Genomic DNA, 26,695 nt, shown 5'->3' with positions numbered 1-26,695 from the left:
CGTTCCAAACAAGAAAACCGATAAGGACAAAACCGTAAAGTAAAGGAGGCACTTCTCATGGTGTTTTCCAAACTTTCCAAAAATCTTTCGGCGGAGCCTGGAAACCGAAATTTGCTACTAAAAAGTTTAATCGGGGTCATAGGATTGATGACGCTCCTCCTTGGTGCCTGCCTGCTCTACATTGTGCGGGGGAACATGAGCACCAAGACACGATACAGCGTCAACACTTTCGAGCCACAAGGAGAAGTCCCCGAACGGACCGATTTTTCGATTACCTTTTCCGAGGGAATCGTTGATAAATCGCGTGTCGGGACCGAAGTCCCAACGGAAGCCCTTCGGTTTACACCAGCCGTTCAAGGCACTGCTCGCTGGATAGCACCTGATAGAATAGGTTTCTTTTTAGATGCCCCTTTAGCACCCGCCGCACAATATACTGTCAAACTCACATCCGAAATCAATCCATCTGAAGTATTCCAGCTCACCGGGCAAAAAGAGTTTAAATTCGCCACAGAACCTTTCGCAGTTCAGCAGACACGCATGGAATTTAACACTGACGAATCCCGTGAACACGCAATAGGTTTCGGCACAATCACATTTAATTATCCAGTAACGACCGCCGATTTAAAGGCGCATCTCTCTATTGAATTAGATGATGGAACAGAAATTCCGTATCAGATTCAAACCGACACGGTGACAGCGCGGACAATAACATTCGAGACGAAACGGATAAAACGCAGCGACGTAAACCAAGAAATAAAAGTCAAGATTGAAAAGGGATTTAAATGTACAGGAGGGGAAATCGGTCTGGAAAAAGCAAACGTTACACCGGTAATACTGCGTGGTAGAGGAACCCTCGGTGTAACATATTCAGACGTTCGAGAAAGTGACGGGACCCCTTATATTTCAGTCAGTTTTAACGCGCCAGTACTCAGCGATACGCTTGAACCTTATCTTGAAGTTACACCTGCAGTCGACTATCAAGTGACATCCAATTATCGGAACATTAGAATCCACGGTAATTTTAAACGACGTACCACTTACACCCTGAAAATTCGGCGCGGTTTGACAGCACGAAACGACGCAGTTTTAAAAGGGGACTATATGACGCGGTTCAAAATTCCAGACATTCGACCGCAGCTGCGGTTCCTTGGTGACGGCTTCTTTCTCGCAAGAAAAGGACATCTAAATCTTGGACTCACAACGATTAACGTTAAAGGTGTAAAGCTCAATATTGAGAAAGTTTTTGCGAACAACCTCATCTATGTATCAAGATTAGACAAATGGAGCCGATGGAGTCGGAATTTAGGTAAACCTATTCACTCGGAAGTACTTGATATACCCCCTCAATTGAACGAAGAGGTAACGACACCCATCTCCTTAGAGGACTATCTCGCGGATGAACATGTCGGTATTTTCAAGGTTGTGGCACAAAACGCCGATAGGCAGTGGGACAGAGCACATCAATGGGTGCTCATCACAGATTTGGGAATCAGTGCGAAACGCGCGGGCGATAATTTATACGTTTGGGTGAAATCCATTGCTACTGGCACCCCCGTACCAGCAGCGCGTGTGCAACTCATCAGTGCCAACAACCAGACGCTGCTCAGCGGTACAACCAACTGGGCAGGATTTGCGGAATTCACTGAGATTGCAGAAAAAACAAAAGATTTCATACCATTTATGATTACGGTCGCGAAACGTGACGATCTCGCCTTTATCCAATTAGACAGGCATGAAATTGCAACAGCAGACTTTGACATTGCCGGCCCTGCTTACTTGCAAAAAGGCTATGAAGCGTTCCTCTATACCAGTAGGGGGGTCTATCGTCCAGGTGAGACTGTTCAGCTTGCTGGCATCGTTCGGGGACCAAAGCAGAAAACACCTGAACCGCTCCCCACCCGCATCAAAATCCTCGCACCAGATGGCAGAATCATACGAGAATTAAGGCAGCAAACTAACAAAAGTGGTGCCTGTGAAGTGAAAATCCCGATTCCTGACTACGCGCTAACAGGGAACTATATTGCTAAGATGCAAATTGCCGATCGAGTCGTTGGAAGCGTGCAATTTCAGGTTGAGGAATTCATGCCAGACCGAATGAAAGTTGCCATAAGTGTTGATAAATCTTCTTATAAACTTGGAGACGAACTTAACATTGAAGTAAATGCAATGAATCTGTTCGGTCCCCCAGCCGTAGGACGGAAAGTTCAGGTTTCATGTCAACTGGCAGCAGTCCCGTTTGCCGTTTCTGACGATACCTTACCACCAGGTACAGATGCAACAAAATGGCGTTCCTTCGTCTTCGGCAATACCAAGCAATTTGAGACCCAACGGATTGAATTAGGAGAAGCCAAAACCGATGCAGAGGGCAAAGCACGTTACCAATTTACTGTTCCGGCAACGTTGAAAGCACCTTCTTTACTCAACGGGATTCTAACAGCAACCGTCAGTGAGGTCGGCGGCAGAGCTGTCACTGCTTCACACCGAGTTGTTATCCATCCGTACTCACATTATGCAGGGATTCGGCGGACAACTACCGGAGCGGTCAAAATTAACCAACCGCTTCGCTTTGATTACGTAGCCGTTGACGATACAATGGCAGTTATACCCGGTAGAGCCTTAAAACTCAGCCTCCACAAACTTCATTGGAATACAATACTTCGGCAGAACGCCGCAGGACGTTACGAGTACGTCTCCGAACCACAAATGACAGAGGTGAAAACACACGCACTCACTTCAGCAGAAACACCGAAAACAGCGACATTTACCCCTACGGGCTATGGTGAATATCGCGTTCGCCTTGAGGACATCGAATCAACGGCAGCAGCGGAAATAGGGTTCTACGTGAGTGGATGGCGCAACACTTCAGTCTCTATGGAGCATCCTACCCGATTAGACTTGGTGCTTGATAAGCCCGCCTATCGTCCAGGACAGACAGCAAAACTGAATATTAAGGCACCCTTCCCAGGGACGCTTCTGCTCACTGTCGAACGAGAACGGGTGCTCAGTCACCGAACAATAGTAATAAAGGAAAATACAGCAACTTTGTCAATTCCGGTCCGTGAAGGTTACAAACCGAACGTCTACCTCTCAGCAACCCTGACGCGAGCTGTCCCGACGGATACGGGCTCACAACCAGACAACAAATCGCTTCTCCCGGCACGCGCGTTTGGTGTGATACCTTTGAAAATAGATGCAACGCGGAGACGACTCTCAATTGAAATGTCGCTCAAGCCTGATAGCAATCAGCAAGAACGAACACCTCTTACCGATAACCGAGGGCTGATGGTTCCCGATAGCGAATCTGAAACTGTTGTTCATCCAAACAGCGAAATAAACATCGCGTTCGAGGTCCACGGCAGACGCTCCTGGCAGAAATATGATGTCTGTATAGCAGCTGTTGATGAGGGAATCCTCGCATTAACCGACTTCCAAACACCTAACCCTCACGACTTTTTCTATCAACAACGCGGGTTGAAGACGCGCGCCTTTGATCTGTATAGTGGGATTCTACCTGAAATCGCGGATGTCACCGACAACTCAAGTACGGGCGGTGATGGAGCAAGCGCACGCGGATTGGGAAGGAAGCGGCTGAATACGAGCAGTATCAGGCGCGTAAAACCGGTTTCACTTTGGTCAGGATTCGTACAAACCGATGGAAATGGACGCGGGACTGTCCAATTCAAGATTCCACAGTTCAATGGGAAATTGAGGTTGATGGCAGTCGCTCTCGCCGGAGCAGATTACGGCGCGACGGCAGCCTACTTGACTGTCCGCGAACCTATTGTCCTAACACCGACTTTCCCACGATTCCTCGCAGGCGGTGATAAGATCCGTGTCCCAGTCACCCTTTTTAACGGCACAGGTGCGGATGGAGAATTCACCGTCAAATTGCAAGCATCAGGGGACGTGCAACTACTGTCAGCGAGTGCCATCAATCCTTCTGATACGATGACTGAGAAGACCCCAGAAAATCCATCACAACCGTCAAAAACGGAACCGCTGCTGCATGAACTCAGCGTTGATAAAAAAGTTGAGGCAGGCACAGAGGCACAAGTCTTTTTCGACATTCGTGCTCAGGATGCAATAGGAAAAGTAGATTTTAATCTATCCGCAGAAGGGAACACTGAAACAACGCAAATAGACGTGAAACTGCCGCTGCGATCTGTGGCACCACCGGTCACAAAAACAGGGCACGGGGTGGTACATGCGGGTAAATCGGTTGATTTTATTCTCCCCGCAAACCTAATAGCAAACTCGTCGGAGTTTAGTTTGACACTATCACCGTTTCCCAATATTGCGTTTTCGGATAGCCTCCGCTATCTTGTCCGCTACCCACACGGATGTCTGGAGCAGACAACAAGTAAGGTTTTCCCCTTGCTCTATTTCAGCGATTTGGCGCGAAGTGTCGAACCGATGCTGGCAGCAGAAGATTCGGTGGACTACTACATCACATCGGGTATCACGAAACTTGAAAGTATGCTGATGTCGAACAATAACTTTTCATACTGGCCCGGCGGCACTTACGTGAATCCGTGGAGCAGTATCTACGCGTCCCATTTTCTCGTTGAAGCCCGAAAAGCCGGGTACGAGGTAGCAGACCGTGTTTACGATGCGATGCTGGAAGGTTTAAGTACACGGGCAAAATTTTCACCCGACATAGAAGGCAACAATAATGCTAAACAGGTAAAAGCAAACATCGCGCTCGCAACCTATGCGTCCTATGTCTTGGCAGCTGCTGGACAACCCGACCGTGGTACGATGCACTATCTAAAAAACAGGGGTGCCAGCAGTCTCAGTGATTATAGTCACTTTCAACTTGCTGGGGCGTTTGCCCTCAGCGGCGAACTGGAAACTGCTCTTTCCATGTTACCTGTATCGGTATCGCCAAGTTTTAATGGTAAAAGCAACCCGGGATGGGAAACCGGGGGGACATTTAACTCACCTATTCGTGCCCAAGCGATTATGTTGGACGTGCTTGCTGAAGTTAACGAAAACCATCCATCTATTCCGATGCTCGTTAAGAATCTGAGTGAGGCAGCCTCCGACGGAAACCGATGGCGGACAACACAAGATAATGCCTTTGCGTTCCTTGCTCTCGGTAAAATTATGAAGAAACAGGCAGATCGGAATTACAGTGGCACTCTCAAACTCAACGGTGAACACTTCGCAGATTTTGACGCGACCGAGACGCGCTATACCGATGAAGCATGGGACGGTGCACGCATACAACTCACCGTCAAAGGCGAAGGGAGTTGCTACTATTACTGGAGTGCGTTTGGTATCCAACGCGACTCCTTCATTGAAGAATATGAACGTGAATTACAGGTACGTCGTCGATATTTTAACAAAGATGGTGAAAGTCTCACGGGCACATTTGTACACGGCGACTTAATCGTCGCGGAGATAACAGTTAAAGCCCTGACGGCGAATCTGGAAAATGTCGTCGTGGTCGATATGTTACCAACAGGTTTTGAGATTGAGAACCCGCGTCTGGAGTCCCGAGCAGGCATTCCATGGCTGAAAGCGCAAGGTTTCAAACCCGATTATATTGACATTCGCGATGATCGTCTTATCTTCTTCGGGACGTTCCCGCGCCAACGCGAACGTAAATTCTATTACGCGCTAAGGGCTGTCACACAAGGTGACTTTACTTTACCACCCATCGCAGCAGAAGCGATGTACGATCCGACAAAATCTGCTGTAACGGGTAGTATGAGTATCCAAGTGGTTGCAGAGCAATGAAAAATAGTTGTCAGTTATCAGTTATCAGTTATCAGTTAAGAGGATTCTTCTCGCAGTTAAAACTACTGTTCAAGCAACAGCAAACCTCTTTAACTGAAAACCGAAAGATTTTTTCGGAGAAAAAATCGTACCGACAACGGATAACTATTCGCCTGATGGCTACTTTGCCTCTCTCTATTATTGTCCTGTTTACGATCATGAATTGGTGTTTCCCGCTGCCCAAAGCACGTCTCCACCCACCACCCTCTCGGATTGTCTTAGATCGGAACGGAGAATGGCTTCGCGCGTTTTTAGCTGAGGATGGTATGTGGCGCTTTAGCCATCAGTCATCAGTCATCAGTCATCAGTTAAGAGGTGATTTGGTCGAGCAGGATCCCTCTTCAACTGATAACCGAAAACCGAAAACTGAAAGCCCTTGGCTACACGAAGCAATGCTAACAGCGGAGGACAGATGGTTTTACTACCACTGCGGGATCAATCCGGTGTCTATGGCAACCGCCCTCTATGATAATGTCAAAGCAGGAGAGGTTGTGCGCGGCGGCTCAACCATCACCATGCAGCTTGCCCGACTGATGGAACCGAAAGCACGAACTGTTCCGAGCAAACTGATTGAAATGTTCCGTGCAATCCAACTTGAACTGGCGTATTCTAAACCTGATATCCTAAACTTTTACTTTAACATGCTTCCCTACGGTGGGAATATCGTTGGAACAGGGGCAGCGTCCCGATTTTATTTCAACAAACCGCAGCACGCAATAAGTCTCGGTGAGGCGGCTCTCCTTGCTGCCATTCCGAACGCGCCAGAACGTTTACGTCCAGACAGATTTCCAGAAAATGCCCGGCATGCGCGAGCAAAAGTCCTGGACCGCCTCCGCGCACGCGGACAGATTTCCGAACAGCAGTGGCAAGAGGCATTGCGAGAACCTATACCGACAAAACGTTACCCGCTCCCATTCAAAGCACCACATCTCTCACGCCTATTGGTTAAGGGAAACCGATGGAACACAGAAACCAGGGGCCCCACCCGTTACTGGAAAGGGGCAGCAGATGGCAGGATATACACGACAATAGACGCGAAGGTACAAGAAACGGCAGTGCGTATCCTTCGCGAATACCTGAATGCGTCCGCTGCTGGAATCGCAGACTCCCGCCGCTTGCAACCCCATACCGCAAGCACAGGTGCCATCGTCGTTATGGACACCCAAAGCCGCCAAGTCTTGGCAATGGTAGGTTCTCACGATTTTTTCGATCAGCGTGCATTGGGTCAGATAAACGGCACACTCGCCCCGCGTTCTCCAGGTTCCACACTTAAACCTTTCGTCTACGCCCTTGGCATCGAACAAGGCTTGATTACACCAGAAACACTGCTCTTTGATGTTCCTGTTACATACAAGGGATATGAACCGGTGAACTATGATAGCACCTATAATGGCTACGTTACGGCTCGTCAGGCACTTGCTCGCTCCCTCAATGTCCCCGCTGTGAATCTTCATGCGCGGCTGAAAAATAGAACCCTGCACGCTTTTCTGAAACGAGCAGGTATCTCTACACTCGCATCCGGCAAAAAGTATGGACTCTCCATGGTTCTCGGTGGCTGCGAAGTGAATCTGCTGGAGTTGACAACACTTTACGCGGGGCTGGCAAATATGGGAGAATTCGCGCCTTACCAAATAGTTATCAGTGGTCATCAATCAGAAAATCTTCTTGCTGAAGGTTCCCGATGGCTGAAGGCTAAAGCCTATTCACAACGTTTACTCCGAGAAGAGACGAGTTTCATTATAACGGAGATGCTAACAACCTCACAACTACCGGTCAACACTGTTAAAAATCCAGAAGCCTTTGAAATGACCATGAATCTACCGAAGATTGCATGGAAAACTGGTACCTCTTATGGACATCGGGACGCGTGGTGTATCGGGTATTCACCGAAATTAACAATCGGTGTGTGGCTCGGCAATTTTGACGGAAAAGGTGCTCCGATGTTGAGCGGCACAGACGCAGCAACGCCTGTTCTGTTCGCACTCTTCACAGCACTCACAGGACAAGATACACACCGTTGGTATACAACACCTGAACAACTCAAAACGCGAGAGGTCTGTGCACTCACAGGTGCGCCTCCTTCACCACACTGTCCCACTCGTAAAAACGATGTATATATCCCCGGTATTTCACCTGTTAAAGCCTGCGTGATTCACAAACGCATCTATGTCGATGAAGTTACCGGATACAGTCTCTGTTCCCACTGCCGGAACCTGCCGACAACAGGAGAAAACCATTCTCAAGACGCGTCTCGCCAACATGACACAAACCTACAGACGAAAATATTTGAAGAATGGCCCGCCGAGGCAGCGACTTGGCTTGCAAAAAATGGATTTGCTATGCCAGTGCTCCCAGCACACAACCCCTTGTGTACAGGCACAATTGCAGGGACTGCCCCGGTCATCCTATCTCCCACAGAAGATACTGTGTACTACATACGCGATGGGGTCCCATTAGCGCAGCAAAAAATACAATTGTCAGCCTCAGCGTCCAATCGGACACAGGAGTTATTCTGGTTTCTGGATGGTGAATTGATTTTTAAGGGGAATGCTGAACAGCCGTACTGGTTGACCCCTATCAAAGGGGAACACGTGATTACTTGTGTGGATGCGGAGGGGCGTTCAGCAAGTCGTCCCCTCCACATTTCAGTTTTTTAATGGCTATCAGCCGTCAGTAAAGACGTAAGCTTACAGATATTTTCTTTACTGATTACTGACCGTTGACGACTATAAATCCGACTTGAGTTTGCCCCAAGTTGTCGTTAATTTGCCATCCGCTTCCACAGCGAGGGCTTTTTCCATGTTGGCTTTGACCTCCTCCGCTGTGAGAGCAACACTCCACATCTTAAATTCATCAATGACACCGTTGAAGAAATTGCCGTTGCCTTGACTCGCTGCGATGCACATCCCTTGGGTTCCGAAATCCATACGTGCATCTCCACCGGCTTTCGCCTCGGCATCAAGCTCTCCGTTAATATACATCCATGCGATCTGTTTGCTCTGTGACCCGACAAAGTAGTACCACTCCGGTTCAAACACATCATAAGTCGTGTGTATCGGCAATTCTACGCCTTGCGTTGCAAAATAGAAGCCGAACAAAATGCCGCCACGGTTGAACGTAATATGCGGTCGTCCGCCACCATTCAAACGATATAGCAGATCAATACGGTTACCACCCTCAATTTTCTCGTCGGGTTTGAACCAAAACTCAATCGTCATTTCTTTCGGTTGATCAATTTTGAGCGGATCAAAGTTAACGCTTCCATTGTTAAAATGGAGTGCTTGCCCGACGACCCCCTCTACCCATTTCGCGTTCTTGATGTCGCCTGTGAAACCGTTAGGTCCGACATCGCCTGCCTTATTTCCCTCTCCTTCATCAAAAGGTATGTAGATTAGTAAATCTTTGTCTGGATCCGCTGCATGCGCGAGCAGACAACTTATCAAGAATACTGCTACTGCGAAAAAACAAACAAATTGTCTCATCTTTTTTTTGAGGGAAACCACCTAAAAAACATTATTCGCATGCTATCAGGGGCAACACCTCATTTTCCTCCAATTTTTCAATATGGGGACTTTAACTCTCCCCAAGTAGTGGTTAATTTACCGATCGGTTCAACGGATAGAACCTCTGGCACATAGTAGTTAACAATGAATTCACCCATAATATCGCTCCATGAAACCCCGGGATGTGGGACATCGCCGACATAGACCTGAAGGAAGATACCGAGGCGGCCCCCGGTGTCTTCGTTGAATATCACAGCAGGGTCAACCCGATAATCTTCATCCTTATTTTCAGCGAGCGCGATCTCTAACTTCCATGGCGTTTTCTCGTAATCCTCTATGTGGAACGGATAAGAGGTATTATACTTTTTCAGACTTGGTATATGGTCTTTGCCCTCCTGTGTCGGAGTCATTTCAACTGGATTGGGCTGCCAAGCGTCCGGGCCTCTGGCCTGCCACACGAAGGCTTCTGGAACATCAATGATATTGGGTAATCCATTTTGTCCGTTCGTTTCTGCGGGGCCTTCCGATGTATAAAAGGTATATTCACCCGTATTGAAAATCGTATTACCGGCATCCAGAAACTCTTCGAGAATCGAACCATCAGGTTTCGCGTTGTCGGGTGGATAGATCGTTGAAGGGGTGATACCTGTCAGAATCAAGGTATTTCCACCACCATCGGTATGTGCTTTAACCCAAGTCGCCAACCCGTCAATATCTTTTGGTTCAAAAACCTCCAAGTTTACTCCTTTAAGAATTTTGATTAAGTTATCAATTTCCTGTTGTGCGCCCTTGGCATCTTCACGCGCCCACGGATGCGCGTCCGTGTGAAGTGCGAAATTGAAATTGGCTTCAACCTGAGTAGAAATCAAAGCTGTGAGAAAAAAAAGAGTAACCAGTCTTTTCACTGCTTTCCTCCTATATGTCCTATTAGAACGTGAATATAGGCGGGCAGGGGAACCCGCCTTATGTTTATTTATCTACCTTTCAATTCACCCCACATAGTTGCTAACTTGTCAACGGGTTCAACGGCTGTCGGCGGGATACCTTCACCGTTAATTTCTACGTACTCATAGAGGACAGTTGAATCCCTGCCCCCTAAACCCGGACGACCTTTATCGTAGGTCTTATCCTGGTTTTCAACCATCAATTTCCCATCAATGTAGGTTCTGAGGGTTTCCCCTTCCGTTTCAAAAACAATGGTATAGGAATCGCCACCTTTGGCGTCCTTTGAATCAGGACGTTTCGGGCGGGGACCGCCCGTAATCTCATTTGCAGCGCCACCACTAAACATGAACAGAGAAGTGGTATGCGAGTTATAACTGATTTCCATGAAATAGAAATCTACTGCCGGTTCCTGCACCCGTGCGAACAGGTGGAAATAGGGACCAACCAGTTTCCGGGCTTTGACTTCCATCCGGTAATCACTCCAGTTATCTTCGCCGAAATAGATACCCGAATTCTGCCCACCGGCAACAGTAAGTTCAAGCATACCATCTTTGACCTTCGCTGTCGCCTGCGGCCCGAGTTCCCAATCCGCAATCTCCTTCTCGCTATCAAACTCGTAACGAATCGCTAATGCTGGGTGTATCGCTAATATGAAAGCGAAACAGATACATATACAAAGGCACTGAACGTTTAGCTGCTTCATGAGATATTCTCCTTATAGGGGTTTTAAACACAAAATTTTTCGCTCGGTTTCCTTACGAGTTTTCACAGTAAGTTTTGGAAACCTATCAACTACTCTAAAGTCCAACTATTTTACACAACAGCGCGTAATCTGTCAACCTTCTACTCAATTTAGTCTTCCATCTTTGAAGCGACTTTGGACAATGGAATGGCTCTGGCTAAATTCCTACCAAGTTGACTGCTAAATGGAAACAAAGTATAATTAAACCACAGTAACACATGATATATAGAATTAAATATATTGGTTCTATGTCCGTTTATACCGTTTTTGATTTGATCCGTATTTTACTGGAGTGCTAACTTAGGGCATAGTAATCATCAAAGATAGGACTTACGCATTTCCTCTTAAAGTCCCCCTGATAAGGGGGATTTAGGGGGTTTAAAACTACAAAATTTACCATCGCCTGCTAAATTTGCGTAAGTCCTGAAAGAGTAACAAATTATGGTAAAAAAATCAATACTTGCTATCGTTTTAATTGGAACTGGATGTGTCATTTTTTTTCTCGTTTATGAAAAAGACGAGAAAATGTCACATGAGGTATTATCTGAAGAATCATCTGTTATAGGGGCGAGGGCACATCGCCCCTACGATGTCCGAATCTATTGGACAAACAGATCGGGTAGAATTCAGCGCATTCGCTCCGATAGCTCAGACATTGAAAACCTCACTACTGACGTATGCTCTCCAATTGGTATAGCATTAGACATTCTCGGCGGTCAGATGTACTGGACGAGCGGCTGTAAGATTCAACGTGCCAACTTGGATGGCTCAAACGTTGAGGAACTGGTTCCGTCCAGTAAAGGCATAAAGGAAGGCATTGCACTGGATATTGATGGAAATAAGATGTACTGGACCGTCTGGAACGCTACGCCGAATAAGATTCAACGTGCCAACCTTGATGGGTCAGACATTGAAGACATTATTACCGATTTGAAAAGTCCACGTGGCATCGCCTTGGATGTTCCCAATGGGAAAATGTACTGGGCAGACCTTGGTGCCAGTAAGATTCAACGTGCAAATCTCAATGGTTCAGATGTTGAAGACATCATCACTGCTTTATTGGGTCCAAACGGGATCGCTCTGGACTTGGATGGAAATAAAATTTATTGGGCAGATGAGTTCAGCGGTAAAATCCAGTCTGCGAATCTCGATGGTTCAAATCGCAAGACTCTCTTTGTTAGATATGGCAAACTTATCGGTACTGCCATAAATATCCCCTTAGATATTTTAGGGCTAAAAATATATTATGCGAATAGTCCGATTGGTATTGCCTTAGACACTTCGGGCGGAAAAATATATTGGACAACTCCACATAAATATAAGGTTCAGCGTGCCAACCTCGATGGCTCAAATATTGAAGATGTTGCCACCGACAGTATACTTACTATCGGCATTGCACTGTCTACGGCGTCACAGTAGCAGCGGAAAACGCGGCTGTCTATTCCGTGGATGGACTTTGCCAATCACTTTCAGCTACCCCGGATCGCAGCGATGGTCAGACAACCCCAACCGACAATAAATGCCAACCCACCGATAGGTGTAATCGCACCGAGCCACCGGATACCCGTGAGACTCAGCACATAAAGACTCCCCGAAAAGATTAGGATGCCAGCCAAAAAACACCATCCTGATGCAGCCGTGAGCTGGTTCTGCCATTGTGATACCGCCCACGCCGCTGCAATTAGTCCGAGGCTGTGGTACATCTGATACCGTACCGCAACCTCAAAAGTCTCAAGCATCTCCGGCGAGATTTTTGATTTGAGTGTATGTGCCCCAAATGCCCCAAAAACAACCCCCAGCAGGCTCAAACCCGAACCGAGTGCAAAGAAAAGATTTTGCATAAGTGCCTCCTTTCAAGAATTTATCACTGTAACCAATTATAACTTAAATCTAACATATCTTGTCAGAATTTACCCATTATCATGTCTAATATCTATTTTATGCAACCTTTCGTCCTGACATACGCGTTAAAGTAATATGAAGACTCTATTTTTGTTTTGCATTACATGAAATACAATAGAACTTACACAAACTTCGTACAGGATGATAGATTTTTGACTTTTAAACCCCCCATATCCCCCTTATCAGGGGTAGAGGGACTTTAAGAGGAAATGCGTAAGTCCTAAGACAATTTATTGGAGATTAGCCACATTGTAAAGATGATTACAATGTCTATTATAGAGAAGGTATTAGATAATAGCATCATTCAGTTTTGAGTTACAGATTTAAAAGAAGTGTTAGATGAATAGGATACCTTCAAGACTTATATAACCGCCCCAAGGGCAGAAAAGGTGGCACCGTCCGAAATGCTGTTATCAAGAGAGAAGTTGCATGGGAATTACGCCCATATTATCGGTGAGAGTCCAGCGCATCTTAAAGTGCTGAAACGTATTGACACGTTCGCAAAATCTGCTAAAATAGTGCTTATTTCTGGCGAGACAGGAACAGGCAAAGAACTGGTCGCGCGTGCTTTGCACGCAGAGAACCTTTATGCAATGCACCCTCTGGTCGTCGTGAACTGTGCGGAGATTGCGGAGAACCTGATAGCAAGTGAACTCTTTGGACATGAGAAGGGTACGTTTACTGGTGCCGATCAGCGACATATCGGGCTATTTGAAACCGCATCGGGAGGCACACTCTTCCTTGACGAAATCGGGGAACTTCCCAAACCTCTACAATCAAAGTTGTTGCGGGTCCTTCAGGAAAACGAGATTCGCCGCATGGGCGGGACAAAACAGATTCCAGTGAAAGTGCGCGTCCTTGCAGCTACAAATATCGACCTTATAGAAGCGGTTGCAGCAGGCAAGTTTCGCCGAGATCTCTATGAGCGATTGAAACCGCTTCATATCCAGCTGCCGGCGTTACGGGAGCGGCGGGAAGACATTCCCGCGTTGGCAACACACTTTTTGAAAAAGGAAGCCAACTCTTCCAATCAAAAGATAGAAGATATAAATCCAGAAGTCTTCTCGTTATTTGATGCCTACAGCTGGCCCGGCAATATCCGAGAGTTGGAAGGCATCATAAGTCGCGCCGTCCTCTTAGCGGAAGGGGGTGAAATCTTACCGCACCACTTACCACAAGATGTGCGGATGCCTCAAGTCCACGCATTGCCGTTGGCGGATGCAACAGCCGCAGCAAACCCTAACGCCGGAGAACGTTTCGTGCTGCCCTTTCCGACGGGGACAACTTTGAAAGAGATAGAGAAGTCAGCCATCTTGGCAACCTTAGCGCGAGAGAATGGGAATAAGTCAAAAACGGCGAAGACCCTCGGGATACATCGGCGTACCTTGCACAAAAAGTTACACGACTATAACGCGTAAAGAAACTTAGTATGGCACGACACTGCTGACACGGGGTTGTAATAGACTTGAGATCCGCGCTCGGCAGCGCGGACAGAAGTGTTCTTCTTGGTGTGTCACTGGGCATATTTTAACCAGTTCTGTGGAAAAATATGCCCACATGTGAAAAATATTCCCAGTTGAAAAATGGTGAGATCCCGTCACAGTGCGGTTTCTCACATTGGCATGATACTTGCTACTATGTAGGTGAGTGCCTTACAGAGATAGATGGTTTTCAGGTGCTGTCTGAAAGATATCCATCAGTCCCTATGATGCATATTCACAAGGAGGTCTTGTATGTTCCGTGGTTTACTCTCAAACAGATTGATCCAAGTTGGACTCATTTTCTTTGTTGTGGTTGTCGGTGGGAGCCTGCTGTATAGTTGGCACGTCCAACGCACCAGTGAAGCCGAGTTAGAACAGCATGATCAGTTGTTGCCGGGACTTGAAAAACAGAACAAGATACGCCGAGCAGAAGCGGTTAACGCTCAGAACGCGAACGAAACCGATGACAACCTTGTAGAAACATCAGTGGAAAACACCAAAACAGCCAGTGAGATACCAGAGGAAATCACAGCGTTCCCTAATGAGGCGGATTTACTTGAAGTGGCAGAAGATGCGTTCTTACCCGATGACATAGTTTCATCGGAAGAACCGGTTGAAGATATCTCCGTCTCACCCTATGGGTTTGGACCTTATCCCGAACTCCCAGAAGGGTGGCCAGCTGATATATGGCCTCGGAAATCTGCGGATCATGAATTAATGCTTCGAGTTCAGATAAAACTTATCTCTCAAGGAAAAAATGCCTTCGGAGCAACAATGGAAAATGGTCTGGTATACCCAACGATTGATAATACAGTCTACATCAGATGGGATGGTGAAACAGGTGACCGATACATATCTGAAATCGCAGGAGATCCGGACGCTTGTGATCGTCTTGAAAACATCATAGAAGTGAAAGGTGATGATTTTACCGAGGCAGACATTCCATCAGACATTAAAATTGTTACTTACGAAGATGGAGGAATCAATCCCTATACATTTTTGAATTTACCTTAGGAGGAAATATGAAACGTATACTGTCCTACGTCCTACTACTTGGACTTCTCGGAGGAACGTCCATTTGGGCATACAACCGTGACAAAGACAATGAAGATTCATTTTCAAAGAGCGAAAAGTTTGGCACCCGTAGATCAGAAGATTCAGAAGGCACTTTAGAAACCAAAGCACATGTTCAGATTGACGTGGATTACCCAGGCGAACCCTTTGCTTGGAAAAAGGGTATAGAAATTGTAGCGTATGCTAAAGTCCATGCTGATTGGGGATTCCATCATGAAGGGGAATACTCCATAGACGTAATGGCGGAAACTACACCACGCCGTACGGGAATTATTAAATGGTCTCTACGGGCGAGTAAATCTCTAACGGATAAGTACTATGACGAGCGCAAGGGTGCCGCAGCCGAGAAACTCAGATATTGGGATGCAGACGATGTAAGGAGACAATTCTCTCGCGGCAGGGCAAGAGGGAGTATCGACCAAACCCTTAGTTCTGGTTCTGGTTCTGGTTCTGGAAGTGACCCTGGATATGAATCTACCGCCGATGTCAATTAAATTATTAATTTCTGAGGGATTGGCAGTTCGCTAAATCCCTCAAAACTCCTTCTTTGGAATTTAAAATCTAAAAACTATGTTCCGGCAGCAGTCAAAATCGACTTTTTTGTTTTTATTAATTTTGCTGATTAGGTTTTTCTTCGGCGTTGCAGTCGGGTACCTATGGTTTATAGCAGTTCCTTTTATTTTTTATCTGAAGACAGATAATCTTGAAAATCTTGAAGGTTACTATATGAATGAACGTATGGATGGCGATCTACTTGAATTCTACAGCATCGCGCAGGAACTAGAAAACTATGGTGCCAACAACAAATATCTTGCAGAAAGAGTTATTATCGTCGCCCGAATTGGAATGATAGGTTTCTTGTGGGTATGTCCAGCACTCGGAATTATCTGGGGATTCAGTCAACAAAAGTATAAAACCACCAAGTACACCTATAGTGACACAAAACCCCTGAGTCGGAATATAACAATACATGGAGTTTTTTGATGTTTCATCGAAAATGGCATTGGATACTCGCTGCACTTTTTGTTCTTAGCATCGGCGGATTTGGTTTCTTTAACACGCGCACCCAGCAAGAACCGATAAAAATCTATAAAATGGTAATCCCAAACCCCAAAACGCGTGCAATAACTGAAACCAACACTGAAAGAACAAAATCCTCTGTCCAACACGAGCACGACCATGATCATCCACATGGCACCCTACCGCCTGCCAGCAATGATGAGGTTGACTGGCGAGATGATAGCGCATTTGATTCCACAGTTGAAAAGAATGATCCTTGGAAACAAACCTATCCACAGCAGGCATCTACAGATGACACCGATGATAAATATCCGCCACGCGATTGGTATAAAACAGAAGATCCTGAATTACATGCTGAGTATTTTTACGCCCAACTTCTCAAGCAGTTCGGTGATATTCCGGAGGTTCACATCATCGGGGAACATAAATTACAAATAGCAAAAAAAGTACCGATTACAGATGATCAATGGATCAAGTACCTTGAAGCATCTCAAGTCCTTTGGCCGAATGAAAAAAACGCAGAACTCCTTGAAGCCCTTCAAAAGGATAAGGTAGAAGAACACCAATAGGTCTTCAGAGCGCACTGTCTAAATAATAGTATTTGTTTCTGGTTAAGGAGTCTCTCATGAAAACAGTTTTCAGTTTACTCATCTGTCTCTTCAGTTTGTCGTTTTTTTTCGGTTGTGGAGAAACAGACCCACCCGCGGAAACCATAGTCCCCCGTCAGTCGTCAATGGGGCCTATTCCCTCTTTAGACATAAAATACTATCCGAAAGGGTGGGTCCGGTTAACAGATAGTGATGTAGAAGAACTATTAACATTTAAGTTCTCGGATGACTTATGGCAAACCAAAGACCCGGAGCTCTTAGAGAAATACTTTGAGGCGGAAGTATTGAAGACTCACGGAGATACGCCGCACGTCCGATTTTACATAGAATATCGGAGAAATAAAGTTTCAACGCCCGAGATCGGATTGGCTTTTGCGCGGACGGTCTATTTTCTGTGGCCGAATGAACATAATAAAAAATTTGTTGACGAGGTTATAAAGAACCTTCCAGAATACGAAGATCACGCTGATTTTGAAGGTGGTCGAACAAAGAAAGGCACTATAGAAGACTTAAAAGAAAGACATGTTGCACTTTTAGAAAAGCACGGAGATATTCCAGAAGTTCAAATTGTTATAGATTTTGAGATGAAAGTCAGAGATAATCAACCTTTGACAATAGATGAACTCTTTGCTTATCGTCAAGCACTCTTTAAGTTAGAACCTGACCGCATACTAAATCGATTATTTTTAGAAGCGTATCTACAGGCGAAAGCCAATGGGCAGCCACTCGAGTCTGTAGATGAGAGAAAAATCCTTGAGGAGTGGCGCAAGGACCAAGAGGAATGAAGACTCAGCTATGACTGGGTTTTCATCTTTAAGGAATCTGAAAATGAAAGCAATGATCTTTGTTTGCGTTTTTTTCGTGGTGTTGGTAGGTTTCTGTGTATATCTCGAAGTTAGCACACGCAATTTTGCGGATAGCCTTCCAAAAACTCCTACCATTAAAGAGAATCCTCAAGACAGCACTGTTCCAAGTGTGTTAGAAGTTGATAAGCCTGTGCCTTCATTTCACTTAGAACGGGTTAGTGAGAACACAGAAACGTCGCGGGAATCAGCGAAAAATAATGAGAAACCTTTAGATTTTGACTGGAAGAACGACACAGCACTTGAAACATTAGAACAAGAGAGTAGCGATCCGTTTTCTGATTATCTGGAGTTACAAGAGGCAATAGAGCGTGGTACGTTGATTACCGCGGATACGTCGGGTGAGGAATTGTATAATGCTCAACAAAACCAAATGCTTGAGGAGTTTGGCGATATACCAGAAGTGCATACGGTAATGGAGTTTAACCGAAAGTTTGATAGCGATGCACCGATCTCTTTGGACGAAAAAATTGAATATCAAGAGGCACTTGTTAAACTCTACCCGAACTCTACGAACAAAAAAACGCTTGCTTATTATAAGTGGTTGTATCCCCGCGGTAATTCTCCTGAAGATATTGGTAACATAAATTCTGAGGCGATCGCCGAATTACGTTCTATGGGGATAAGCGTCAAAGAGGAACTGACAGAAAGTGGGTATTCCGTTAAAATTTCAACAAAATAATCTGAACACTTACATCAGTAGGAAGATGCAGTGGATTCCCTATTCGCCGCCTTTTTTATAACATTCGATAGCGGGACGACCTCGCGCGCCCCGCCTCCAAAGCACACTGAGGTGTACTCACTTGTAACCTTCCACCCAACCACCCTTGCTGTCTAATCTATTCTATTCCCGTCCGATCAGATACTGGAGGTAGTCACGTCTCCAGAAGAACCCAATCGATTAGTTTGCCACCACAGAACCCTGCACAAACCAACAGTTTATGCTACCGTGAGAAGCGAACCCTACCACACGCAAAAATTTCTTTGACATTTTTGTTGCATCGTGCTAAAATGTAATTTCAACGGCATAGCTCACTCTATTCCGTAGTGGTTAACAGTAAAAGGAGAAATTTTTGGACGTATGAAACAATACAGAACCGATGAGATCCGGAACATTGCAATTATCGCACATTCAGGAGCAGGCAAGACATCACTCGTTGAAGCGATGCTTTACAACGGTGGTGCAATTGAGCGTATGGGGGCTGTTGATAGTGGAACTTCTGCAGCTGACTATGCCGCTGATGAGATAGAACGTAAAACCACCCTCAATTGTTCAGTCTGTATCGCAGAATGGGAAGGACACAAACTAAATCTGATTGATACCCCCGGCGCAGAAGATTTTTACGGGGACCTCTATAGCGTACTCCGAATTGTCGACGCAGTCGTCGTTGTTGTTGACGCGACAACCGGTGTCGAAGGTGGCACCGAAAAGGTATGGGAAGTCGCGGATAAATATGGGCTCCCGCGTCTCATCTTTATCAATAAGATGGATAAAGAGAACGCCAGTTTTGAAAACGCGCTCGCAAGCATTGAAGATATTTTAGAGACCCGAGCTGTCCCTATCCAACTACCGATTGGGAAAGAGGACAATTTCGCAGGTGTCGTTGATGTGATACAGATGGCGGCATATCTACACCCCGATGGCAACAAGCGCGCCGCGAAAGCGGAGATCCCGGCAGAATTAGAGGCACAGGCTGAAGAAACGCGTGAAGCACTCGTTGAAGTCGCAGCAGAAAGCGATGACGAACTCATAGAGAAGTTTTTTGAAGGCGAACTCACTGACGAAGAAATTCAAAACGGTTTACAACTCGGTATTTCTGAGAACCAATTTGCACCGGTACTTTGTGGGACGGCATTGAACAACGTCGGCGTGCAGCAATTGATGGATACACTCATAAATGGGTGCCCATCTCCGGTAAATGTTGGGGCGGTAAAAAGTGCTGAGAATGCGGAAGAAACCCGCGAACCGTCATCAGATGCGCCAATGTCGGCAGTTGTTTTTAAAACGATTGCTGACCCGTTTGCCGGACAATTGAGCTTCTTCCGCGTTTATTCCGGCACGTTGCAAGGGGATTCCCAAGTTAGTAATTCAACGCGTGGAGAAATTGAACGCCTCGGTAAAACGACGTTCATGAACGGCAAAAATGCGATTAGCACGCCGCAAGTGGAAGCAGGCGATATTGGTGCACTCACTAAACTTGCCGCGACGCAAACAGGCGACACCCTCTGCGATAGAGATGCCTCAATCCAACTCGCAGGTATTGACTTCCCGAACTCGGTGCTCTCTTACGCGATCCACCCGACGCGTGAAGGCGATGATGAAAAGTTGATGACATCCCTCACACGCATGTCTGAAGAGGATCCAGTATTTAGAATTGAACGGAACGAAGTCACGAAGCAATTGCTCGTCTCAGGGCTTGGCGACCTGCACATCACCGTCAATAGGGAGCGAATGGCAGATAAATTCGGCGTAGAGACGGATGTTGAACCACCGAAAGTCCCGTACCGAGAAACGATTCGGAGAACTGTCCAGGCAGTCCAAGGACGGCACAAACGCCAATCCGGTGGCAGAGGTCAGTTCGGTGATGTCACGATAAATCTCGCCCCCTTGCAACGTGGCGAAGGTTTTGAGTTCGTTAACAACATCGTCGGTGGGGCGATCCCGCGCAACTATATCCCAGCTGTCGAAAAAGGCATCCGCGAGAGAATGGATAGAGGCTTACTTGCGGGTTTCCCAATCGTTGACATCCAAATTGATCTCTATGATGGTAAATACCACCCCGTCGATTCTTCAGATATGGCGTTTCAGATTGCTGGTTCTATCGCTTTCGCTGCCGCTGCCGAACAAGCCGATGCGTGTCTACTTGAACCGGTTATGAATGTTACAATCACAGTCCCCGAACAGTTCATGGGAAACATTATCGGTGACCTGAATGGACGGCGCGGACAAGTGATGGGTGTTGAGCAGGCAGGGAAAAAGCAGATCATTCAGGCAAACATTCCGCTTTCAGAGATGCTCCGGTATTCGATCGATCTCAAGTCGATGACGAGTGCGCGTGGTAACTTCACGATGGAATTCTCGCACTACGACATCGCACCTGACGATGTTGCACAGAAGGTCATCGCTGCCTCAAAAACAGACGACGAAGAATGATAATCTTATTGGCGAGGTTTTGAACCTCGCCTCTTTTTTTATTTTGTAGGCGTAGTTTACAAGGTATTTGCAAGCGTTTTCAGTTGAAAATGTATCGGTTCAATTCACATTTCGGTATCCTCGCTGGTATGGTGGCACAAAAGGCGTGAAGGAAACGGGCAGATAACACCATCCGCCCGTTGTCAAAACCCGCTAACCATCCAAATGGAAGATCGCCATCTTCAATTCGGTCATCTCTTCTATGGCGTACTTCGGCCCCTCTTTGCCCATACCGCTCTCTTTGACACCGCCGTACGGCATCAAGTCCGCACGCCACTGTGTGCCCCAGTTTACCATCAAGTTACCAGATTCGACCTCACGGACGAACTTCATTGCCCAGTCGACATTCTGCGTGAAGATTGCGGCACTCAGTCCGTAGTTCGTATCGTTGGCAAGTGCGATTGCCTCGTCAATATCATTGACACGCGTCACGCCGACAGCCGGACCGAACACTTCATCACAGGAGACCTTCATCTCTGGTTTGACGTTAGCGAGGATAGCGGGTGTAACAAACTGATCTTGCTTCTCGCCACCGGTGAGCAGTTCCGCACCGTCCGAGACGGCTTCCTGAATCCATTCGGCGACACGGGAGGCATCACCTTCTCGGATCATGGGTCCCATGCGTGTCCCTTCTGCGAGTGGGTCGCCAGTACTGATTTGGGCGACTTCCGCCTGGAACGCATCTAAGAAATCACCATAGATTTTTTCATGTGCGATGACGCGCTGCGTTGAGATGCAGACCTGTCCTGCATTAGAGTAACCAGACGCTGCTGCCGCTCGTGCAACCTTTTCAGGGTCGGCATCGGGCATGACGATGAGCGGAGAATTTGAGCCGAGTTCCATCGTGACACGCTTTAATCCAGCGACCCGACAGATATGTTCGCCGACATCACGGCTGCCAGTAAAGGTAATTTTTCGGACGCGCCGGTCTGCACAGAGGGTATCACCGATTTCGCCGCCGGGTCCCGTCACACACTGAATCGCTTCAGGGGGCGTGCCTGCTTCTAAAAAGAGTTCAACGAGTTTCAATGCGGAAAGCGGTGTGTCCGTCGCGGGTTTGATGATAATTGCGTTGCCACCGGCGATTGCGGGACCGGCTTTGTGACAAACAAGGTGCAGCGGAAAGTTGAAGGGGCTAATACCAGCAACGATACCACACGGCATACGTACCGTAAAGCCGAGTTTGTCTTTGACACCGGGCGCGCCTTCAAGTGGAATCGTTTCGCCGGTTAACCGTTTTGATTCCTCTGCTGAGAGCGCAATGATTTCAGAAGCGCGTGTGGCTTCAACCGTTGCCTCGGCTAAGATTTTACCTTCTTCGCGGGTAATCACCTCAGCGAGTTCGCCTGCGCGTTCGACCATCAAATCCGCCACTTTCCGCAGAATTTCATAGCGTTCATAGCCTGTCATTCCTGCCATGATCTTCGCGCCGCGTTCTGCGGTCCGAATAGCAGTTTCAACGTCGTTTGCGTCTCCTCTGGGGACGGTATCAACAACTGAACCGTCGAACGGACTCAGTACGTCAATCTTGTCGGATTTGTCAATCCATTCTCCACCTACGTGCATTTGCATAATGCGTTCTCTCCATTTCTCGTTTTTAGGCATACAATGGGCAGGCACAAGACCTGCCCCTACAGCACAAGGGTGTGCCTATTATTTTACCTTGTTGTTTTTAGCAAAGCCCAAGTTGTCGTCGCTTTTCCAGCTGCATCCACAGCAGCATAAACAGCTAACCCATTATCCATGACATTGTTGAGTTCGTCTTCAGAGAGTGCTTCGGTGAAGAACCCAACTTCGTCAAAAAGCCCAGTTGCAGCAACATTGCCAGGTCGCGCGCCGATCCAGATTGGGGATTCACTGGTATCCAGCGTCCCACCGCTCGGTTTCTCGCCATCTACTTTTCCATCAACGTACATCTGAACGTTTTTGCCATCATAGATTTTAGCGATGTGATGCCACTTACCATCAGCAATGATCGTTTTACCATCAATACGCCCGACGTTTCCCTTGACGTGCCACATAAAGACCGGATAATCGTCAGTGTGAATCCATATATCAAGATGGCGCACATTTTCTGGTTCGGGCCAGACATCTCCGTTCCGCCAAACAACATATTGCCACGAGGCGTTTTCCAATTTCACCCACGCGACAAACGAGTAGGGATCAGCGTTGAAAACGTCGTCGTGATCAACACGGACGTAGCTATCACCTTTGCCGGGGAATTTCAATGCACCGCCGAATTTGCCGTCTTTTACCCATTCAAGGCTACCCTTAATATCACCATCGTGTCCGCTGACGATATCTTTGGCAACCTTTCCACCGTTATCCTCAAAGAGCCAAGCACTCGCCAAACCGAGTTTTGCAGCGTGTGCGTTAACACCGAACCCGATCATGAGGATTGGTAAACTCAAAATGACTATGAAAACTTGCGTTTGGCAAACAGAAATTACGCTTTTCACTTCTCCCTCCTTAGACGCGGCAATTGTCAAGTGCGTCCTCATTCAATTCAACCCCTAATCCGGGTTTATCTGGAACAGTTGCATACCCATCAACAAGCGGAATCGTTGATGGTGTGACGAGATCATAGGCTCGCAAGGCATTAAGCGTCATCGATGGCATGGTGGCATTCGGCATCACCGCGGCAAGATGCATGACGTAAGCAGTTGTGATACCGAGTCCGACAATCTGTATCCAGACGGGAAGATGTGCAGCATTCGAGATAGTCGCTTCGCGTTTGGCATTGGCAGCGCGTGAGTCGGGATAGGCAATAATAAACGAGTCGTTCATCTTTGCCCGAATCGCTTCAATCGGATCCGGGTTCCCGAAGTGGATTGTTATCGGCATGTCAGTCTGGCGTTTAATTTTTTGATAACCTTCAATGTCGGCTTGTGGAATCGGCGTTTCAAATGACTCTATGTTGTAATCTTGAAGGTGGCGCGCAACCTCAAGTGTGCGTTCCGGTGTCTCAAACGAGTCATTCGCGTCAACGCGGAGCCGATAATCATCCGGCACAACAGAGGCGATTGCCTCGACCTGCTCAAGTACTTCAAACCATGGGCGTGCCTTAATTTTGTGGAGCCGATAGCCGAGGGCGTAAGCGTGTTTCGCTTCTGCTGCCCACTCCTCTGGTGTCATGTCAATAGACCAGTAGCCGAACGAGGTTTTGTCGTGAACCTTTTCGCCCAGAAGCCGATGCACCGGAACCCCGAGTGCTTTGCCCATGATGTCGTAAAATGCTTGCTGAAGCGGTGTGGGTGCCCAACCGTTCATAAACTCAAACGGATTTCTGCCGATATAGCGTTGAACGACTTCGTCCGCCTGGTGTGCACCGTCACCAAGTCCGACAAGTCCGACATCGGTATAGACTTTGTAGACGTAATCAATCTGATACAGATTACGACGCGTCATCAACTCGTAGATGCCTTCATGATACGGCACTTTCACTTTGATAACGTCAATATGCGTAATTTTCATAAGCACCCCCGCGGAATAGCTTTCAGTTATCGGTCTTCAGTTAAAGAGGGAGACATGATTCAGTCAACTTTCTTTTTTAACTGACAACCGAAAGATTTTTTGAAAAAAATCGTGCTGAAAACTGATAACTAATCACCACTCTTCTGACTTATTCATCCCGCCGGATCCAACTGACAACATCCTCAGCCTCGCCTGTTCCGCCTTCAACACCATCACTTCCGAACGAGATGAGATCGTACCCGTACCGGTCGTGTATGCCGGGACGGATATAGATATAAGGGTTCCCCCACGGATCCTCAGTAATTGGGATCTGGATGTAGGGTAGCAGCCAATTTATAGGTATCGGCGGTGCCTCAGGTTTTTCCCAGAGTGCCTTCAAGCCTTGTTCAGTTGACGGATAATCTCCGTTATCTTTGGCATATCTATCCAGCGCGATGCCAAGCGTTTCAATGTCGGCATCGGCTTGTGCTTGCAGCGCACGTCCTGCTTGTCCGAGCAACCGAGGTGCGAAAAGCACAGCGGCAATAATCCCAAGGACGACGACGACAACTAAAATTTGTATTGATGTTAATCCTGCTTGTTTCAAATCAATTGGTTTCACATTTTCCTCCGCAATCTGCTCATACATGTCTAATCTGACATAGCACGGACAAAATAGTTATCAGTAGCCAGTTAAAGAAGTTTATGGTTCCCATAGCTGCCGATAACTGAACACTCTCACTGCCAGGCAGACTGACAACCGTTTTTAGTGTATCACATCTTCCAAGTTGTGTCAATTTAAAAAATCGCTTGACACCTCTCACTACGCGCCCTATAATTAGCTGCTATAAATGGAATATCCTATCACAATTGTAAGGCAATCCTAAATCTATACAACAAGTGGAGGAGTCAGGGATGGCAAAAACGGTAGGCATTGTTGGGACAATGGACACGAAAGGCATAGAATTCGCATTCATCAAAACGCAGATAGAATCAGCAGGGGTTTCAACGTGCGTAATCAATACAGGAATATTAGGAGACCCACAATTAACACCGGACATTTCTGCGGATGAAGTTGCACAAGCCGGAGGATCCTCTCTACAAGCGTTAAGAGACGAAGGTGACCGAGGCAATAGCGTCACCGTGATGGCGCAGGGTGCGGCAGTACTTGTTGCTGAAAAACAGGCTGCAGGTGAGATTGACGGGATCATCTCCCTCGGTGGCTCCGCAGGCACGACCATCGGCACAACGGCGATGCAGGCAGTTCCTGTGGGTGTTCCGAAAATTATGGTATCCACATTGGCATCGGGTGATACCAGTCCTTATGTACAATCAAAAGATATTTGTATGATGTACTCTGTCGTAGACATCGCTGGTATTAACCGTTTGTCCCGACAAATTCTCGCCAACGCAGCGGGTGCAATCGTTGGGATGGTGAGTACGGAAGCGCCGGCGGCGGCAGCAGCGGACAAACCCTTAATCGCAGCGACGATGTTCGGTGTGACGACCCCGTGTGTTACAAAAGCGCGAGAAATTCTTGAAGCCGCTGGCTATGAAGTTCTCGTGTTTCACGCAACTGGCACCGGTGGCCAAGCGATGGAGGACCTCGTCAAAGGTGGTTTTCTTGCCGGGGTGTTAGATGCAACGACGACTGAGCTCGCCGACGAATTGGTAGGCGGAATTCTGAGTGCTGGACCTGACCGGTTGGAAGCCGCAGGTCAATCGGGACTGCCACAAGTTGTCGCGCCCGGCGCATTGGATATGGTGAACTTCGGTCCACCGGACACTGTGCCAGAGAAATTTAGCGATAGGCTGTTCTATCAGCATAATCCAACAGTAACATTGATGCGAACAACTGCCGAAGAGACCGCTGAACTCGGACGTACCATGGCACGCAAACTCAGCGAAGCGCAGGGACCCACTACGGTTATTATTCCAACACAAGGCGTATCAGCGATTGACAAAACAGGGCAACCCTTTGATTCACCCGAAGCAAGAACTGCATGGATTGACAATTTGAAAGCACACATCGGCGACAATGTCACAGTTATTGAAATGGATGCTCACATTAACGACGACGAGTTCGCAACAAAACTTGCAGAAACGCTGCTGGCGAACATACAATAAAGA

General features: G+C 47.1%; 20 protein-coding genes. 12 read left to right on the top strand and 8 right to left on the bottom strand.

The features are described 5' to 3' along the window. Positions 1-57 precede the first annotated feature (57 nt). A complete protein-coding gene (locus OXH00_15790) occupies positions 58-5,742 on the top strand; it encodes an alpha-2-macroglobulin (protein ID MCY3742477.1) in 5,685 nt (1,894 codons plus the stop codon). A 155-nt stretch (positions 5,743-5,897) separates the two neighbouring features. Continuing rightward, positions 5,898-8,438, top strand: coding sequence for a penicillin-binding protein 1C (gene pbpC / locus OXH00_15785; protein ID MCY3742476.1), 2,541 nt, complete (start codon positions 5,898-5,900; stop codon positions 8,436-8,438). A gap of 69 nt (positions 8,439-8,507) precedes the next feature. On the opposite strand, the gene OXH00_15780 is transcribed toward pbpC, so the two are convergent. The 3 genes from OXH00_15780 to OXH00_15770 form a co-directional block, all read right to left on the bottom strand. After that, positions 8,508-9,263 carry a LamG domain-containing protein gene (locus OXH00_15780; protein MCY3742475.1) on the bottom strand — a complete coding sequence of 252 codons (756 nt, stop codon included), beginning with the start codon at positions 9,261-9,263 and terminating at the stop codon, positions 8,508-8,510. Between the two features lie 77 nt (positions 9,264-9,340). Beyond that, on the bottom strand, positions 9,341-10,189 hold the full coding sequence (locus OXH00_15775) for a hypothetical protein (GenBank protein MCY3742474.1): 849 nt from the start codon (positions 10,187-10,189) through the stop codon (positions 9,341-9,343). 68 nt (positions 10,190-10,257) lie between these two features. Then, a complete protein-coding gene (locus tag OXH00_15770) occupies positions 10,258-10,932 on the bottom strand; it encodes a DUF1080 domain-containing protein (GenBank protein ID MCY3742473.1) in 675 nt (224 codons plus the stop codon). 480 nt (positions 10,933-11,412) lie between these two features. On the opposite strand from OXH00_15770, the gene OXH00_15765 reads away from it, so the two are divergent. Beyond that, complete coding sequence (locus OXH00_15765; protein ID MCY3742472.1) at positions 11,413-12,390, top strand: SMP-30/gluconolactonase/LRE family protein; 978 nt, start codon at positions 11,413-11,415, stop codon at positions 12,388-12,390. A 50-nt stretch (positions 12,391-12,440) separates the two neighbouring features. Here the strand turns inward: OXH00_15765 and OXH00_15760 are convergent, their stop codons facing one another. Then, positions 12,441-12,812, bottom strand: a complete 372-nt coding sequence (locus OXH00_15760; GenBank protein ID MCY3742471.1) for a DUF423 domain-containing protein — start codon at positions 12,810-12,812, stop codon at positions 12,441-12,443. 465 nt (positions 12,813-13,277) lie between these two features. On the opposite strand from OXH00_15760, the gene OXH00_15755 reads away from it, so the two are divergent. The 8 genes from OXH00_15755 (at position 13,278) to fusA (ending at position 21,073) form a co-directional block, all read left to right on the top strand. Further along, positions 13,278-14,291 (top strand): sigma-54 dependent transcriptional regulator, encoded by a 1,014-nt coding sequence (locus OXH00_15755; protein MCY3742470.1) that lies wholly within the window; start codon positions 13,278-13,280, stop codon positions 14,289-14,291. Positions 14,292-14,606: 315 nt separating this feature from the next. After that, positions 14,607-15,368, top strand: coding sequence for a hypothetical protein (locus OXH00_15750; protein ID MCY3742469.1), 762 nt, complete (start codon positions 14,607-14,609; stop codon positions 15,366-15,368). An 8-nt stretch (positions 15,369-15,376) separates the two neighbouring features. Next, a complete protein-coding gene (locus OXH00_15745) occupies positions 15,377-15,922 on the top strand; it encodes a hypothetical protein (GenBank protein MCY3742468.1) in 546 nt (181 codons plus the stop codon). 232 nt (positions 15,923-16,154) lie between these two features. Beyond that, entirely contained in the window at positions 16,155-16,412 is a 258-nt protein-coding gene (locus OXH00_15740; GenBank protein ID MCY3742467.1) for a hypothetical protein, read from the top strand. Further along, positions 16,412-17,017 (top strand): hypothetical protein, encoded by a 606-nt coding sequence (locus tag OXH00_15735; GenBank protein MCY3742466.1) that lies wholly within the window; start codon positions 16,412-16,414, stop codon positions 17,015-17,017. Before OXH00_15740 ends, OXH00_15735 begins: the two co-directional genes overlap by 1 nt. 56 nt (positions 17,018-17,073) lie before the next feature. Further along, positions 17,074-17,841 (top strand): hypothetical protein, encoded by a 768-nt coding sequence (locus OXH00_15730; protein ID MCY3742465.1) that lies wholly within the window; start codon positions 17,074-17,076, stop codon positions 17,839-17,841. Between the two features lie 43 nt (positions 17,842-17,884). After that, on the top strand, positions 17,885-18,601 hold the full coding sequence (locus tag OXH00_15725) for a hypothetical protein (GenBank protein MCY3742464.1): 717 nt from the start codon (positions 17,885-17,887) through the stop codon (positions 18,599-18,601). Positions 18,602-19,000: 399 nt separating this feature from the next. Further along, complete coding sequence (gene fusA / locus OXH00_15720) at positions 19,001-21,073, top strand: elongation factor G (protein ID MCY3742463.1); 2,073 nt, start codon at positions 19,001-19,003, stop codon at positions 21,071-21,073. A gap of 192 nt (positions 21,074-21,265) precedes the next feature. On the opposite strand, the gene OXH00_15715 is transcribed toward fusA, so the two are convergent. The 4 genes from OXH00_15715 to gspG form a co-directional block, all read right to left on the bottom strand. Then, a complete protein-coding gene (locus tag OXH00_15715) occupies positions 21,266-22,684 on the bottom strand; it encodes an aldehyde dehydrogenase family protein (protein ID MCY3742462.1) in 1,419 nt (472 codons plus the stop codon). A gap of 86 nt (positions 22,685-22,770) precedes the next feature. Then, the gene (locus tag OXH00_15710; GenBank protein ID MCY3742461.1) at positions 22,771-23,571 is read right to left on the bottom strand and encodes a LamG domain-containing protein; all 801 of its coding nucleotides are present in this window, start codon (positions 23,569-23,571) and stop codon (positions 22,771-22,773) included. Between the two features lie 10 nt (positions 23,572-23,581). Beyond that, entirely contained in the window at positions 23,582-24,586 is a 1,005-nt protein-coding gene (locus tag OXH00_15705) for a hypothetical protein (protein ID MCY3742460.1), read from the bottom strand. Positions 24,587-24,734: 148 nt separating this feature from the next. Beyond that, a complete protein-coding gene (gspG, locus tag OXH00_15700) occupies positions 24,735-25,187 on the bottom strand; it encodes a type II secretion system major pseudopilin GspG (GenBank protein MCY3742459.1) in 453 nt (150 codons plus the stop codon). Positions 25,188-25,480: 293 nt separating this feature from the next. Between gspG and OXH00_15695 the strand changes: the two genes are divergently transcribed. Then, positions 25,481-26,692 carry a Tm-1-like ATP-binding domain-containing protein gene (locus tag OXH00_15695; GenBank protein ID MCY3742458.1) on the top strand — a complete coding sequence of 404 codons (1,212 nt, stop codon included), beginning with the start codon at positions 25,481-25,483 and terminating at the stop codon, positions 26,690-26,692. Positions 26,693-26,695: the final 3 nt, after the last annotated feature.

It is taken from the genome of Candidatus Poribacteria bacterium (assembly GCA_026706025.1).
Lineage (GTDB): Bacteria > Poribacteria > WGA-4E > WGA-4E > WGA-3G > WGA-3G.
Note: the sequence above shows the minus strand (reverse complement) of the source record. Positions and strands in the feature narration are given on the sequence as shown.